The sequence below is a fragment of the Bacillus sp. NPDC077411 genome (genome assembly GCF_044543425.1).
Classification (GTDB): Bacteria; Bacillota; Bacilli; order Bacillales; family Bacillaceae_G; genus Bacillus_A; species Bacillus_A bruguierae.
This window is the reverse complement of record NZ_JBITWA010000030.1, coordinates 35,406-50,732: the sequence shown is the minus strand read 5'-3', so window position 1 is coordinate 50,732 and position 15,327 is coordinate 35,406. Positions and strand designations below refer to the sequence as shown.

Below are 15,327 nucleotides of genomic sequence, written 5' to 3'. Positions count from 1 at the left end.
AGCCAGGATCAAACTCTCCAATAAAGTGTTTGTCTAGCATCATAAATAAAAATTGACGTTTCACGTTGTTTGTTTCGTTCAGTTTTCAAAGAACTCATCTGCCGCTCAAAGCGACTTTATCAATATAACATTTCGTTATTTCTCTGTCAACAACTTTTTTTATTTCCAAGTTGTTAACCTCGTTGCCGTTCGTGACAACGAATATAAATATACCAGTTCATAAATTAAAATGCAATAGTTTTTTATAACTTTTTTCACCTTATAAAATAATAGAAAAAGAAAAGCTTTGGAGAGGACTCCAAAGCTTAGTCTTGTTTATGTCTCATTGCAGGGAATAGTAATATGTCACGAATAGACGGCGCATTCGTTAATAACATAACAAGACGATCAATACCGATTCCTAACCCACCTGTAGGAGGCATACCATACTCAAGTGCTTCAATATAATCATCATCCATCATGTGCGCTTCATCATTACCTTGTTCACGCTCTTTTAACTGCGCTTCGAAACGTTCTTTTTGATCGATTGGATCATTTAATTCTGTAAATGCATTCGCATGTTCGCGAGCAACAATAAATAACTCAAAACGATCTGTAAAGCGTGGATCTTCCTCATTCTTTTTCGCAAGAGGAGAAATTTCCACCGGATGACCATAAATAAATGTAGGTTGAATTAAATGCTCTTCTACTTTTTGCTCGAAGAACTCATTAATAATATGACCAACTTCCATTGTATCTTTAATTTCTACACCATGCTCTTCCGCTAATGCACGAGCTTCCTCTACACTCATTGGATTCCAGAAATCTGCTCCAGAGTATTGTTTGATTGCATCTACCATGTGCAGTCTTGTCCACTCTGGCTCTAAATTAATTTCATATTCACCATACGGAATCGTCGTTGTACCTAAAACTTCTTTTGCGATATGAGCAACCATGTTTTCTGTTAACTTCATAATATCTTTATAATCTGCATACGCTTCATATAATTCAATCATCGTAAATTCAGGGTTATGACGAGTTGATACACCTTCATTACGGAATACGCGACCAATTTCGTATACTTTCTCTAATCCACCTACAATTAGGCGTTTTAAATGCAACTCAATTGCAATACGCATATAGAATTCCATATCTAACGCATTGTGATGCGTAATAAACGGACGCGCAGATGCTCCGCCTGCAATTGCATGCAACATTGGCGTTTCTACCTCTAGATAACCATTGTTATCTAAATATCTTCTCATCTCACGGATGATTTTACTACGAGTTACAAACGCTTCACGACTTTCCATGCTCGTAATTAAATCTAAGTAACGTTGACGGTAACGTTGTTCAACATCTTTTAGTCCATGATATTTATCAGGAAGTGGACGAAGAGATTTTGTTAGTAGAGTAAAACCAGTTGCTTTAACTGAAAGTTCTCCAACTTTTGTTTTAAATACTTTCCCTTCAATTCCTACTAGGTCACCTAAGTCAGCTGTATTAAACAGTCCATACTGCTCATCACCAACTGTATCTTTGCGAACATAAATTTGAACTTGGCCATGTAAATCTTGGATATGCGCAAATCCCGCTTTCCCTTTACCGCGCTTTGTCATAATACGACCAGCAATTGAAACAGAGATTTCTTTCTCTTCTAACTCTTCTTTAGAAAGTTCTCCATACAAACTTAACAATTCTTTCGTTGAATGCGTACGTTCAAAACGTTTACCAAATGGATCGATTCCTTGTTCACGTAAGTTATGTAGCTTCTCGCGACGAACGAGCAATTGGTCATTTAATTCTTCGTGGTTCATGTTATCCATGGTATTGATATCACTCCAGCTCTATTAAAATTTACAATATATATAGTATATCATTTTCTATCCAACTAGAAAAACTGCCAGCAACGCGCTGGCAGTTCTTATTTCTTAGACGTAATTATAGGTAGTAAAAACCGGAATGTCAAACACCCCTTCTATTACTTACCATTATCCAACTTGAATAGATTTTTGTTTCGCTTCTACTTCTTCTACAAATGATGTCAATAACGACGCAAGATCGGCACGTGTATTACAACTATTAATTTCATTGCGCACTATAGCGTTACCACGAACACCTTTTAAGTACCACGCCGCATGTTTGCGCATTTCTCGAACTGCGATGTTTTCATTTTTCAAATCAATGAGACGATCTAAATGCAACATACATACATCAATTTTTTCGCGCACAGATGGCTCCGGCATTAATTCACCCGTTTCTAAATATTTCACTGTGCGGTAAATCATCCACGGATCACCAAGTGCCGCACGCCCAATCATTACACCATCTACACCAATTTCATCTAACATGCGCTTAGCATCTTGCGGCGTTTCTACATCACCATTTCCGATAACAGGAATATTGACAGCTTGTTTTACTTGCTTAATAATATTCCAATCCGCTTTTCCTTCATACATTTGAACACGAGTACGACCATGAACAGCAATTGCTTGACCGCCTGCACGTTCAACTGCCTGAGCATTTTCAATCGCAAAAATATGATCTTCATCCCAACCGATACGCATCTTTACCGTTACTGGCTTCTCAACTGCATCTACTACCGCTGCTACCATTTCGTACACTTTATTTGGATTAAGCAGCCACTTTGCACCTGCATCACATTTTGTGATTTTCGGCACCGGACATCCCATATTAATATCGATAATATCCGCTGTTGTATTTTTATCTACATATTTCGCAGCCTCTACAAGCGTTTCTTTTTCTCCGCCAAAAATTTGCAGGCTTAATGGTTTTTCTCTCTCATCAATATATAACATATCTAACGTTTTTTGATTGTTAAACAAAATCGCCTTATCACTTACCATTTCCGCACATACTAATCCCGCACCAAATTCTTTCACCGTTAAACGAAATGCAGAGTTACATACTCCTGCCATTGGCGCTAGCACAACCGGATTTTTCATTTCAATGTTTGCAATCTTTAACACTCGATTGCCTCCCTTCGGTATCCCTACTTCGGCATTAATTCTTCTATTGAAACTTTTAACGTTTTTGCAACCTCTACAACAAAATCCCGAGACGGAACTCGATTTCCCCTCTCAACTTCACCTAAAACAGATACAGATACCCCTAATTCTTTCGCGAATCCCTCTTGTGTATAGCCTTTTAATTTACGAAAAGCGCGAATGCGTCTTCCCCATTTCTCTGCTTCCATACCGTTACTCCCTCTCGCCTTTTCATTTCTTCTACTTGTGAACGTGAAATGTTTCGGTTAATTTCTTGATTAATCTCCATCAACGGAACGATAACAAAAGCTCTTTCAAACATCCGCGGATGCGGAACAATAAGATTCTCTGCTTCAATATTTTCGTGATTATAGAGCAATATGTCAAGGTCAATGGTACGAGGTCCCCATTTGATTTCCCTTTTTCTTCCTAACCCATTCTCCACTTTTTGTGTCACCATCAATAATTCTTGAGGCAATAAATTGGTAGAAATTTTTATAACTAAATTTAAAAAACGATCTTGTTCTGTAAACCCAACCGGATCCGTTTCATAAACAGATGATACATCCTCAATTTCAATAGCTGGATGCGCACCCAACAGCTCTATCGCTTGTGATAAATACATATAGCGCTCATCCATATTCGAACCTAAAGCAATATAAACTACATTATTCATGAACGCCCTCTCTCAATCTCAACCGCCACCGCACGGTAATGTCCCGGAATTGGCGGATCTGGTTTAATAACTTTTACAATACAATTCATAATACAATCGTAACGTTCTAATATATCCGCTGCAATATTTTCTGCAATACTTTCTACAAGCTTATACGTTTTCTCTTCTACAACACATCTACATAACTCATATAACTCTCCGTAATTCACGGAATGCTCTAAGTTATCACTCATTCCCGCTCGCTTTAAATCTAGCTCTACCGTTAGATCCACTTTAAATCGCTGCCCCAGCTTATTTTCTTCAGGGAATACACCATGATAACCGTAAAACTCCATATCATGAACAAAAATTTTATCCAAACTATTTACCCCCTCAACATAACGTCCATCATCTTCGCCATGCGGGACATCTCTTTCACATCATGAACGCGTACAATTTCACAACCTTTTTGAATACCAAGACAAACCGTTGCACCAGTTCCTTCTAAGCGTTCTTCTACTGGTAAATCTAAAGCATGACCAATAAATGATTTTCGAGAGGTTCCAAGAAGAAGTGGATATCCCAATACTTTCAACTGCTCTAGATTTCGCATTACTTCTAAATTTTGCTCAAATGTTTTTGCAAATCCTATACCTGGATCTAAAATAATATTCTCATCACGTACACCTGCACGTTTCGCAATTGTAATACTTTCATACAGGTCAGCAACCATATCGGCCATCAAATTTCGATAATTTGTATTATCACGGTTATGCATCAAAATAATTGGTACATTGTAATGAGCGGCTACCTTCGCAATTTCCGGTTCTGCTTTCGCTCCCCAAACATCGTTAATAATACATGCTCCTGCTTCAATAGCTTGTTTTGCAACCTCCGCTTTGTATGTATCAATAGATATAGGAACATCTACTGCTTGCGATACAGCTCGAACCATCGGTAAAACACGTTGTAATTCTTCTTCTTCTGATACTTTAGCAAAACCAGGACGCGTAGACTCTCCGCCAATATCAATAATATGCGCACCGTTCATCACCATCTCTTTTGCATGACGGACAGCTGCTTCCACTTCATTATAATTACCACCATCAGAAAAAGAGTCAGGTGTAACATTCAAAATCCCCATAATGAATGTCTTTTCATTTAAATTCAATGTATATTCACCGCACTGCATATTAGACATCTCCTTTTCACAATTCATTTCTGCTCCAAAGCTTTTCACGATACGTTTCATATACACGCAAAAACTTAGTTGTAATTAATCCTTCTTTACCCGGGAAATGCACTTCTCCAATGCACCAAATCGGGACAATTTCCTGAATAGAATTCGTAACAAATACTTCATCAGCTGCAAGTAACTCTTTCTGTAAGAATAATCCCTCTCTTACCTTGACCCCCAATGTTTCAGCAGCTGCTAATATAAAAGCACGAGTAATCCCATTTAAAATCCCAGTTTGTAGTGACGGTGTATACAATATGTCATTTTTCACAAAAAAAAGGTTCGAAACAATCCCTTCCGCAACATACCCTTCTTTTGTAAGAAAAATTCCTTCTTTCGAAGTTGTATTCCCAATCTCACGTTTCCCCAAAATATTATTTAAATAATGATGTGACTTTAAACGAAACTCCCCTTCTGGTGTATTGCGTGTTTGTCTTAAAATGACTCCTTCTTTTTCTACTACATCACTAGGAGCCGATAAAGGTTTTATAAAAACAATAACAGAAGGCTCTTCATACATATCTGTCTGCAAGCCAATCTCTCCGCTACCTGCAGACACGTTAAAACGAACATACGCATTTTGCAAATGATTTCTTACCATTAACTCTTTTAAAATGCTCTTTACATCTTCTTTTGTCATTTTCCACGCAATATGTAATGACGAAAGAGCGGTCATAAGCCGCTCATAATGATCATCTAATAAGAAAGGGTGCTCGTTGTAAATACGGAACGTTTCAAATACACCAAGACCATATAAATATCCATGATCATAAGGAGAAATTTTAGCTTCACTCGCCTCTACAAATGAACCGTTCACATAAATTAACATACAGAAGTACTCCGGTTGTAATGACGGATGAAGTTTTGCAGCAATTCCTTACCATGGGAAGTCATAATAGATTCTGGATGGAATTGTACACCTTCAATTGGTAATGTTTTATGACGAAGCGCCATAATCTCTCCTTCCTCTGTCCAAGATGTTACTTCCAAACACTCTGGTAATGTTTCTTTTTTTACAATTAAAGAATGGTAACGCGTTGCCGTAAATGGACTTGGAATATCAACAAAGATTGTTTTCTCATCATGATGCATTAAGGACGTTTTCCCGTGCATCAAACGCTCCGCACGAACAACATCCCCTCCAAATACTTGAGCAATAGATTGATGCCCTAAACAAACACCAAAAATCGGGATTTTCCCTGCAAAATGACGAATCACATCCATACTAATCCCTGCTTCATTCGGACTACACGGTCCAGGAGAAATCATTAAGAAATCAGGCTGCATTTGTTCAATATCTTCAATTGTAATTTCATCGTTACGTTCGACGATAAGTTCTTGTCCTAGCTCTCCGAGAAATTGCACTAAATTAAACGTAAAGGAATCATAATTATCAATCATTAATATCATTTCTCTCACCTAACCGTTTCTTCGCTACTTTCTTTCGCACGCCATAATGCTATTGCCTTCTTTAACGACTCTTTATACTCATTTTCCGGATTAGAATCAATAACAATTCCTGCTCCTGCCTGTACATACGCTTGTCCATCTTTCGCAAGCAACGTACGAATGACAATATTTAATTCCATATCTCCCGAATAACCAATCCAACCGATTGAACCTGTATAAATACCACGGCGAACTGGTTCTAGCTCTTCAATAATTTCCATCGTCCGAATTTTCGGCGCTCCGGTAATCGTCCCACCCGGAAATACAGCCTTCACACCATCAAAAGCATCTTTCCCTTGCTGCAATTCCCCGCGTACATTCGAAACAATGTGCATAACGTGGGAATATTTTTCAATTACCATAAATTCGTCCACTTCTACTGTTCCATACTCACAAACACGTCCTAAGTCATTTCTCTCTAAATCAACAAGCATAACATGTTCTGCACACTCTTTTTCATTTTCAATTAACTCTTTTGCAAGCCTTTGGTCTTCTTGTTCATCTTTCCCGCGAGAGCGTGTACCTGCAATTGGACGTGTACTTACTTCATTACCTTGCTTTTTAATTAATAACTCTGGTGAGGCACTTACAATTTGAAAATCTCCAAGTTCTAAATAACCCATGTATGGAGAAGGATTAATTTCACGAAGCTTCGTATAAACTTCCAGCGGATGCGTTTGCAATGTTTTTTCTTGCCTTGTAGACAAGTTGACTTGAAATACATCTCCTGCGCTAATATAATCCTGAATTTGCCCAACCGCTTCAACAAACCCTGTTTCTGTAAAGGAAACTGCTTCTTTATTTGTTTCAGGTCTAATAAACTTCATTGTCACTTCCGGCACATCCTGTAACCAAAGCTCTTTTAATTCATTTAAATGCCACTTCGCTTGCTTCTCATCATTTGTATAATGCGTAATAATCCATAACATTTGTTCTTTCTGATCATAAACAAATACATCATCAAACAATAAGAAAAATATATCTGGTACATTTACATCATCTTCTGCAAGAGAAGGTATTTTCTCAATATAGCGGATACAATCATAACTGAAATAACCAATTGCGCCACCTTGAAACGGCGGATACGCATCATTATGTTCTGTTTTCCATTGTTCCATATACTGTTGCATTAGGTGCAATGGATTCCCCTTTTCTATTGTATCCTCTCCATTTTCCCATATATGTAGTGTTTCATCTTTCCCACGAACAATCGCTACAGGATCAAGTCCAACAATACTATAACGTCCCCCGCGGCCACTTTCTAAAATGATATGATGAGGTTTGTTTTGCGAAAGGAACTTATATTGTTTAAAAAAGTCCAACTGATACGGAACTGAAATAGCTAAAGATTTTCGTCGCTGCATATAAACACCTCGTCTTATTTTATCCTGTTCTAACGATCGGTTAAAAATATTGAACCGTCCGCAGAAACCCGATTTAGTTCAACTAACACTTATTTTACATGAAGTTTTCTAGTCGTTCACTCTTTTCCTATTTCCAAGCGAAAAAAGAAAAAGCATCCCTTTCTGGAGGAATGCTTTCCATATATTAAAACTTATGATTCAAACTGATAAAGTGGTGTACTTAAATAACGCTCACCATTACTCGGAATGATGACAAGTACTTTCTTGCCTTTCCCAAGTTTTTTTGCAACTTCTGTCGCTGCATAAATAGCTGCTCCAGATGAAATACCAACTAAAATTCCTTCTTCGCGCGCTACTTTTCTTGCATATTCAAATGCTTGTTCTGCTTTTACTTGAATAACTTCATCATATACATCTGTATCTAACGTTCCAGGAACAAATCCAGCACCGATACCTTGAATTTTATGAGGACCCGGTTTGCCGCCTGATAATACCGGTGAATCAGAAGGCTCTACGGCATATATTTTGATATCTTTATACTTCTCTTTTAATACTTCGCCGGCACCTGTAATTGTTCCACCTGTACCAACACCTGAAATGAATGCATCTAATTGATCACCCATCTGCTCAACAATTTCCGGACCTGTAGTTAAACGATGAATTTCTGGATTTGCGTCATTTTGGAACTGTTGAGGCATAAAGTATCCATGTTCTTTCGATAACTCTGTTGCCTTACGAATTGCCCCGCCCATCCCTTCTGATCCTGGCGTCAACACTAATTCTGCTCCATAAGCACGCAATAAATTACGACGTTCAATACTCATCGTTTCCGGCATAACCAAAATTGCTTTATACCCTTTGGCCGCCGCAACCATTGCTAAACCAATTCCTGTGTTTCCACTTGTCGGCTCAATAATCGTATCGCCTTCTTTTAATAATCCTTGTTTCTCAGCAACTTCAATCATCGCTAAAGCAATACGGTCTTTTACACTGCTTCCAGGGTTCATGAACTCTAATTTCAAATAAATATCTGCACTACCCTCTTCTGCAATGCGGTTTAATTTAACAATCGGCGTTTTTCCGATTAATTCTGAAATTGATTGTGCCACTCGCATCTCCGTCACTCCTAACACCAAGTATTTTCATTGGATTTATGTACATTTTGTCAAAAAGAAGGTTATTTGTCAATCTATTTAGATGATTCAAAATAGACAAATAACCTTTTTCTTCCTTACAAACTTTCTATTAATTTTGTTATATCTTCTTTAGAAAAGTTATATCGTTCATTACAAAAATGACAATGTACTTCTGTCTCTTCTTCTTCATCACGCACTTGCGTTAATTCAGTTTTTCCTAAGCTTATTAATACGCCTTCAATACGCTCACGAGAACATGTACAATTAAATTGTACATCCATTGTCTCTAAAATTTTCACATTTTCCTTTCCTAACAACTCATATAGTAGCTCTTCAGGAGTTAGACCTTGTTCAATAAGCTTAGAAACAGGTGGGATTTTTTGCAGGCGCTCTTCAAGAACCGAAATTGTCTCTTCTTGTGCATCAGGCATGATTTGTAAAACAAATCCACCTGCAGCTAAAATACTGTCATCACCATTAACAAGAACTCCAACACCAACAGAAGAAGGTGTTTGCTCAGAAACAGCAAAATAATACGTGAAATCTTCTCCTAACTCACCTGAAACAAGCGGAACTTGACCAATAAATGGCTCACGCATACCAATATCTTTAATAATTGTTAAAAATCCTTCCGTCCCTACAGCTTCATATACGCGCAGTTTCCCTTGCTCCGTCGCTTCAAAATCAACATGCGGATTCGTTACATAACCACGTACATCCCCATTCGCATGTGCATCTACTAAAATTGGACCAAGAGGACCATTACCCTCTACCTTAATTGTAAGCTTCTGATCCCCCTTAAGCATTGCACCCATCATTGTACCTGCTGTTAAAGAACGACCAAGTGCTGCAGAAGCAGTTCTCCATGTATCATGACGTCTTTGTGCTTCACTCACTGTATTTGTTGTGTGAACACTATAGGCACGCACTTCTCCATTAAACGCTAGCGCTTTTACCAAATAATCTTTCATTTTCATTTATTCACCTTTCTCTTGTTGTAAATTCGCATTTCGCTCATATAACATATATAAACCTTTAAGCGTTAAAAACGGATCGACAATATCAATAACTTTCGATTCCTCTGCAATTAACTTTGCTAACCCACCTGTTGCAATAACAGTCGGTTCTTGTTTAGCTTCCTCTTTCATTCGCTTTACAATACCTTCTACTTGTCCAACATAACCATATAAAATACCCGCCTGCATTGCACTTACTGTATTCTTTCCAATGACACTACTTGGTCTTGTAATTTCAATACGAGGAAGCTTTGCCGCTCTACTGTATAATGCTTCTGCCGAAATCATAATGCCAGGTGTAATTACCCCACCCATATAATGCTTATTCTCGTTAATATAACAATATGTAGTTGCTGTTCCAAAGTCGACAATAATAAGAGGACTTCCGTATAACTGAATACCAGCTACCGCATTTACAATACGATCGGCCCCCACTTCACGCGGATTCTCATACTTAATATTTAAGCCCGTTTTAATTCCAGGTCCAACTACAAGAGGCTTAATTTTAAAATACTTCTCACACATACGCTCTAAAGCAAACATAATAGGTGGTACAACAGAAGAAATAATAATTCCTTTTATATCATGAAAACTAATTCCTTCATGTTCAAGTAATTGTTTTACGAGCATCCCATATTCATCTTCTGTTTTATGACGATCTGTTTCCATACGCCAATGCTGAAGAAGTTTACCATTTTCAAACACACCAAGTACCGCATTTGTATTCCCTACATCCAATACAAAAATCATATTCTCACCACTTATCTTATTTAATGTATATTTGTGCAATATGTACAAAATTTATCCCGCTATTCGCGGGCAGTAAGACCCCCCCACCTCATGATTCAGAGAAAAGCATTGTCCAGATCTAGCGGCTAGAATCTCCGGTCGTTTCGCTCCCTCGGCCGAGGCAAAAAGCGCCTCTCTGTCGCGCGCGTGGGCGTCCTGCGATTCTGGGTGAGCCGCTTCCGCTTTTCTAAAGAAGATAGGTGTGGGACAACTGCCCGTAAAAGCCCGATTGGTAAGGGCTAATAATCAGTGGGGGATAAAGAAAACCCCCACTGATTAAAGTTTCACTTTATCCCGCTGCTAGAAGTTTTACTTTACAACCTCATCATACCATATTTATACACCTGTTCAGCTTTCCTATCCTCATCATTTTACAAAAATCCATTTCCTTTTTTCAATGTTTAAGTCCAGTTACATCATAAAGAAAAAAGGAGCGACAATTGTCACTCCTTCGGTTCTTCTTTATCTTCTGGCACTTCATCTTCTTTTTTCGTTGTGATGTTTACCTTTACATCACTTTCAGAAGATGTTTTACGCTCCGGTAATGTACCATATTCACATAAATGATTGATTTGCTCTGCATCTAACGTTTCTACTTCAAGCAACGTATTTGCGATAATATCAAGCTTATCACGGTTTTCAGTAAGAAGTTGTTTTGCACGAGCATAACATTCTTTCATAATGCTTTGCATTTCCATATCAATTTCATGTGCAATTGCATCACTATAGTTTTGCTCAGAATGGAAGTCTCTTCCTAAGAACACTTGACCGCCTTGTGAGCTACCGAATTGCATTGGTCCAAGCTTATCACTCATACCAAACTCAGTTACCATGCGTCTAGCTATTCCAGTCGCACGTTGGAAGTCATTATGAGCTCCTGTACTTACTTCTCCAAATACAATTTCTTCAGCCACTCGTCCACCAAGTAGACCCGTAATTTTATCAAGCAATTCTGGCTTTGTCATGAAGTAACGATCTTCTTTTGGAAGCATTACTGCATATCCACCAGCTTGACCGCGCGGCACAATCGTTACTTTATGAACAATATCCGCCTCATCAAGTACTACCCCAATTACAGTATGCCCTGCCTCATGGAATGCAACGATATTACGTTCTTTCTCAGAGATAACACGACTTTTCTTAGCTGGACCTGCAATAACGCGATCCGTTGCTTCATCAATATCACTCATATCGATCTTCTTCTTATCTTGTCTCGCCGCTACAAGAGCTGCTTCATTTAATAAGTTTTCAAGATCAGCACCAGAGAACCCTGGTGTACGCGTTGCAATAGCACGTAAATTAACATTTTCATCTAACGGTTTATTGCGCGCATGTACTTTAAGCACTGCCTCACGACCATTTACATCTGGACGGTCCACTGTAATTTGACGGTCAAAGCGTCCTGGACGTAATAACGCTGGGTCAAGAATATCAGGTCGGTTTGTTGCAGCAACGATAATAATACCTTCATTAGCTCCGAAACCATCCATTTCTACAAGCAATTGGTTTAATGTTTGCTCACGCTCATCGTGACCACCACCAAGACCTGCCCCACGCTGACGACCTACCGCATCAATTTCATCAATGAAAATGATACAAGGTGCGTTTTTCTTTGCATTTTCAAATAAGTCACGTACACGAGAAGCACCGACACCAACGAACATCTCTACAAAATCAGAACCACTAATAGAGAAGAATGGAACGCCAGCCTCACCTGCAACAGCACGTGCAAGTAATGTTTTACCTGTCCCTGGAGGTCCAACTAATAAAACACCCTTTGGAATACGAGCACCAATCTCTGCAAACTTACGAGGGTCTTTTAAGAATTCTACAACCTCAACAAGCTCTTGCTTTTCTTCATCCGCTCCAGCTACATCTCTAAAACGAACCTTTTTCTTATCATCATTGTATAACTTCGCTTTACTTTTACCGAAGTTCATAACACGGCTACCGCCGCCTTGCGCTTGGTTAAGTAGGAAGAAGAATAAAATGAAGATAATTACAAAAGGAATGATGGAAGTGAAGAATGTTACCCAAGCACTTGTTTCTTCTGCTGGTTGATATTTCACTTCTGTACCTTGTGCTTTGTCATTAATTTTCTTTTGTAATTCTTCAGTGTTAGGGGCATAAGTTACAAACTGTTTTTCCTGACTCTCAGTACTCAGTTGCCCCTTTACTTCAAATACACCATTTTTCGGTTGAAGTTGTACATTACGAACCTCACCCTTTTCAAGTTTAGCAATGAATTTATCGTAGCTAATTGGTGTTGTTTTTTGCTGTGAACCATTAAAATAGCTCACAATACCAATTACCGCTACAAATATAAGTAAATAAAAGATGGTATTACGGAACATCCGATTCATCCCTAACCTCCTCTCACAGCATACAAACTATAATAGTAAATAGTAACATAGAAAAACTTTCCTATCCAATTGTTATGCTTAATATTATTAATTGGAATATACGCTCGGTTTTAATACACCAACATAAGGAAGGTTACGATATTGTTCCTTATAGTCTAATCCATACCCCACAACAAATTCGTGTGGAACAGTAAACCCAACATAGTCTGCTTTAAGATCAACTTTTCGGCCAGTTGGCTTATCTAATAACGTTACAATCTTCACAGATTTTGCTTTACGATATTTAAATAAGTCTACTAAGTAGCTTAATGTAAGACCGCTGTCGATAATATCTTCTACGATTAAAATGTCGCGTCCCTCTACAGAAGTATCTAGGTCTTTTAAAATTTTTACTTCACCAGTTGAAACAGTAGAATGACCGTAGCTAGATACAGCCATAAAATCCATTTCAAGATATGTATCTGTTCGTTTTAATAAGTCTGCCATAAATGGCATTGCACCTTTTAGTACACCGATTGCAAGAGGTACTGTGTTTTTATAATCCTCTGCAAGAATTGCACCTAACTCTCTTACTTTTTCTTGTATTTGCTCTTCAGAAATTAATACCTTTTCAATATCTTGATTCATCATTTCATTATCCTCCTGGAAGACTCCTTGCTTTTGTAATGAATAATAATATATGTATCCTTATCTACTGTTTCTTGCGAAATAGCAAATGCAGATCTTTTCAACAATGGAACCCAAATAATATTCCCACTCGCATCACAAACAATTGGCCAGTCTGCTCTTTTTTCCTTCGGTACTTTCGCCTCAATAAAAATAGACTTTATCTTCTTCGTACCATTCATACCTTGAATTGACATTCGATCGCCGTTTTCTCTCGGACGAACAGTAAGTGGCGATGTTATTTCATTATGTTTTGCAACAAACATCATCTCATTCACCATACTAGGGACACAATCGCTAATCTCTACTACAAACTCATCACCATTTACTAATGTTACCTTTCCAGGCACTTGTAAAACATGAGGAGCGAAAGCATTTTTTTCTTCCCTAAACCGAAATTTACATTCTTCGTATGTACGAACAATCTCCAATCCATTCGGGAACTGAAGCATACCAGAAGGATGAGTTCGTTTGAAAAACTCGATCACCTTGTCAATATGTACAGAAGAAAGCGAAGATGGAATTTTATATTCATAAAGATAGTTTAATATTAGTTGAATCCCTCTCCTTTGTAAAGGTATAGGCATAGATTCAAATACAGGAATTGATAAGACAACTCTTTTTGTGTCTTTTTCCTTAATTACTTTATTCATTTTTTCAAAAGCTAATTCCTGCAAATACGCTTCATCCTCTTGCATAAACTTGCTAAAAGCTTGAAAACGCTCATGAACATTTGGATTTTCCCGTTTTAAATGAGGAAGAACATGTTTCCGTAATCGATTCCTTGTATAAGTTTCTTTTGTATTACTAGGGTCAATACGAGGGACAACATCCTTTCTCTTACAATAATCAAGAACCTCTGCTTTCGTTACTGCTAACAAAGGCCGAATCAAAAAACCTTTATCGAAAGCGCGTTTCGCAAGAATTCCAGCATAGCCTTTCGAAGTACTTCCACGCACAAGACGCATTAAAACCGTCTCAATTTGATCGTCACCATGATGACCAAGAGCTACATACTGTGCATTATATTTTCTCATTATTCTTTCCAAAAATGCATATCGGCATTCTCTCGCTGCAACTTGTGCACTCATTTGATTTTGTTTTTGATACTGCGTCACATCAATTTGTATTGTTTCACAGATAACATTAAGATTTTCACACAAGTTTTTTACAAATTGTAAATCTTCCTGTGATTCCTCACCACGAAACATATGGTCAACATGTGCTACTACAATTTGCAATTTTTTCTCTTCACGCTTCTCTAACAAATAGAAGAAAAGCGCTAAAGAATCAGGCCCTCCTGATACACCAACAATAACCGTAGAATGCGCTTCTAATAAATTATGCCTTTCTACAAAAGCATCTACCTTTTTAACAAATTCATCTTTCAATGCTGCAATCACCTTTCATTGAGCTAAAACGATAGCATACCATTGATATAATGGTACAACTTTTACAAGCTTTCTGCAAAACAAAGATGTATAAATTCCACAATTTATCTTACATACGAATTTTTTCTTTGCATGCAGAAATAAACAAAAGTAAATATACATATATAACAAACAGGCCTCAAGTATATCCCTGAGCCCTGATACTTTCCTCTTTTAAATCAAAAGAACAGTAAGCTATTAATGTTTTCGCTTCTCAAAATTGTAAGAAACGAAA

15 protein-coding genes are annotated in these 15,327 nt (G+C 37.8%); all 15 read right to left on the bottom strand.

Annotated elements, in window-relative coordinates; translation table 11 throughout:
• Positions 1–305: 305 nt before the first annotated feature.
• Positions 306–1,805, bottom strand: coding sequence for a lysine--tRNA ligase (gene lysS, locus ACIGHG_RS23930; RefSeq protein WP_396550914.1), 1,500 nt, complete (start codon positions 1,803–1,805; stop codon positions 306–308).
• A 165-nt stretch (positions 1,806–1,970) separates the two neighbouring features.
• Complete coding sequence (dusB, locus tag ACIGHG_RS23925; protein ID WP_396550912.1) at positions 1,971–2,969, bottom strand: tRNA dihydrouridine synthase DusB; 999 nt, start codon at positions 2,967–2,969, stop codon at positions 1,971–1,973.
• A gap of 23 nt (positions 2,970–2,992) precedes the next feature.
• Positions 2,993–3,196: a helix-turn-helix domain-containing protein gene (locus ACIGHG_RS23920; protein WP_090918164.1), complete on the bottom strand. Its 204-nt coding sequence runs from the start codon at positions 3,194–3,196 to the stop codon at positions 2,993–2,995.
• Positions 3,148–3,663: a 2-amino-4-hydroxy-6-hydroxymethyldihydropteridine diphosphokinase gene (gene folK, locus ACIGHG_RS23915; RefSeq protein WP_336474519.1), complete on the bottom strand. Its 516-nt coding sequence runs from the start codon at positions 3,661–3,663 to the stop codon at positions 3,148–3,150. The genes ACIGHG_RS23920 and folK overlap by 49 nt, the downstream gene beginning before the upstream one ends.
• On the bottom strand, positions 3,660–4,022 hold the full coding sequence (gene folB / locus ACIGHG_RS23910) for a dihydroneopterin aldolase (RefSeq protein WP_020062127.1): 363 nt from the start codon (positions 4,020–4,022) through the stop codon (positions 3,660–3,662). Before folB ends, folK begins: the two co-directional genes overlap by 4 nt.
• A gap of 5 nt (positions 4,023–4,027) precedes the next feature.
• Positions 4,028–4,861: a dihydropteroate synthase gene (folP, locus tag ACIGHG_RS23905; protein WP_396550918.1), complete on the bottom strand. Its 834-nt coding sequence runs from the start codon at positions 4,859–4,861 to the stop codon at positions 4,028–4,030.
• Positions 4,851–5,708: an aminodeoxychorismate lyase gene (gene pabC, locus ACIGHG_RS23900; RefSeq protein WP_396550909.1), complete on the bottom strand. Its 858-nt coding sequence runs from the start codon at positions 5,706–5,708 to the stop codon at positions 4,851–4,853. The genes folP and pabC overlap by 11 nt, the downstream gene beginning before the upstream one ends.
• On the bottom strand, positions 5,702–6,289 hold the full coding sequence (gene pabA, locus ACIGHG_RS23895; protein ID WP_336474516.1) for an aminodeoxychorismate/anthranilate synthase component II: 588 nt from the start codon (positions 6,287–6,289) through the stop codon (positions 5,702–5,704). Before pabA ends, pabC begins: the two co-directional genes overlap by 7 nt.
• A 5-nt stretch (positions 6,290–6,294) precedes the next feature.
• Positions 6,295–7,692 carry an anthranilate synthase component I gene (gene trpE / locus ACIGHG_RS23890; RefSeq protein ID WP_336474515.1) on the bottom strand — a complete coding sequence of 466 codons (1,398 nt, stop codon included), beginning with the start codon at positions 7,690–7,692 and terminating at the stop codon, positions 6,295–6,297.
• A gap of 191 nt (positions 7,693–7,883) precedes the next feature.
• Positions 7,884–8,807 (bottom strand): cysteine synthase A, encoded by a 924-nt coding sequence (gene cysK / locus ACIGHG_RS23885; RefSeq protein ID WP_090918152.1) that lies wholly within the window; start codon positions 8,805–8,807, stop codon positions 7,884–7,886.
• Positions 8,808–8,923: 116 nt separating this feature from the next.
• On the bottom strand, positions 8,924–9,799 hold the full coding sequence (hslO, locus tag ACIGHG_RS23880; protein ID WP_336474514.1) for an Hsp33 family molecular chaperone HslO: 876 nt from the start codon (positions 9,797–9,799) through the stop codon (positions 8,924–8,926).
• Positions 9,800–9,805: 6 nt separating this feature from the next.
• Positions 9,806–10,594 carry a type III pantothenate kinase gene (locus ACIGHG_RS23875; RefSeq protein ID WP_336474513.1) on the bottom strand — a complete coding sequence of 263 codons (789 nt, stop codon included), beginning with the start codon at positions 10,592–10,594 and terminating at the stop codon, positions 9,806–9,808.
• Positions 10,595–11,076: 482 nt separating this feature from the next.
• A complete protein-coding gene (gene ftsH, locus ACIGHG_RS23870) occupies positions 11,077–12,996 on the bottom strand; it encodes an ATP-dependent zinc metalloprotease FtsH (RefSeq protein WP_396550906.1) in 1,920 nt (639 codons plus the stop codon).
• An 87-nt stretch (positions 12,997–13,083) separates the two neighbouring features.
• Entirely contained in the window at positions 13,084–13,626 is a 543-nt protein-coding gene (gene hpt / locus ACIGHG_RS23865) for a hypoxanthine phosphoribosyltransferase (RefSeq protein WP_336474511.1), read from the bottom strand.
• Positions 13,623–15,053, bottom strand: a complete 1,431-nt coding sequence (tilS, locus tag ACIGHG_RS23860) for a tRNA lysidine(34) synthetase TilS (protein ID WP_336474510.1) — start codon at positions 15,051–15,053, stop codon at positions 13,623–13,625. The genes hpt and tilS overlap by 4 nt, the downstream gene beginning before the upstream one ends.
• Positions 15,054–15,327: the final 274 nt, after the last annotated feature.

Bases quoted from the DNA above. Each gene is read 5' to 3' on its own strand.
- lysS (WP_396550914.1), bottom strand. From the start codon at position 1,805: ATGGATAACATGAACCACGAAGAATTAAATGACCAATTGCTCGTTCGT.
- ACIGHG_RS23920 (WP_090918164.1), bottom strand. From the start codon at position 3,196: ATGGAAGCAGAGAAATGGGGAAGACGCATTCGCGCTTTTCGTAAATTA.
- folK (WP_336474519.1), bottom strand. From the start codon at position 3,663: ATGAATAATGTAGTTTATATTGCTTTAGGTTCGAATATGGATGAGCGC.
- folP (WP_396550918.1), bottom strand. From the start codon at position 4,861: ATGAATTGTGAAAAGGAGATGTCTAATATGCAGTGCGGTGAATATACA.
- pabC (WP_396550909.1), bottom strand. From the start codon at position 5,708: ATGTTAATTTATGTGAACGGTTCATTTGTAGAGGCGAGTGAAGCTAAA.
- pabA (WP_336474516.1), bottom strand. From the start codon at position 6,289: ATGATATTAATGATTGATAATTATGATTCCTTTACGTTTAATTTAGTG.
- trpE (WP_336474515.1), bottom strand. From the start codon at position 7,692: ATGCAGCGACGAAAATCTTTAGCTATTTCAGTTCCGTATCAGTTGGAC.
- cysK (WP_090918152.1), bottom strand. From the start codon at position 8,807: ATGCGAGTGGCACAATCAATTTCAGAATTAATCGGAAAAACGCCGATT.
- hslO (WP_336474514.1), bottom strand. From the start codon at position 9,799: ATGAAAGATTATTTGGTAAAAGCGCTAGCGTTTAATGGAGAAGTGCGT.
- ACIGHG_RS23875 (WP_336474513.1), bottom strand. From the start codon at position 10,594: ATGATTTTTGTATTGGATGTAGGGAATACAAATGCGGTACTTGGTGTG.
- ftsH (WP_396550906.1), bottom strand. From the start codon at position 12,996: ATGAATCGGATGTTCCGTAATACCATCTTTTATTTACTTATATTTGTA.
- hpt (WP_336474511.1), bottom strand. From the start codon at position 13,626: ATGATGAATCAAGATATTGAAAAGGTATTAATTTCTGAAGAGCAAATA.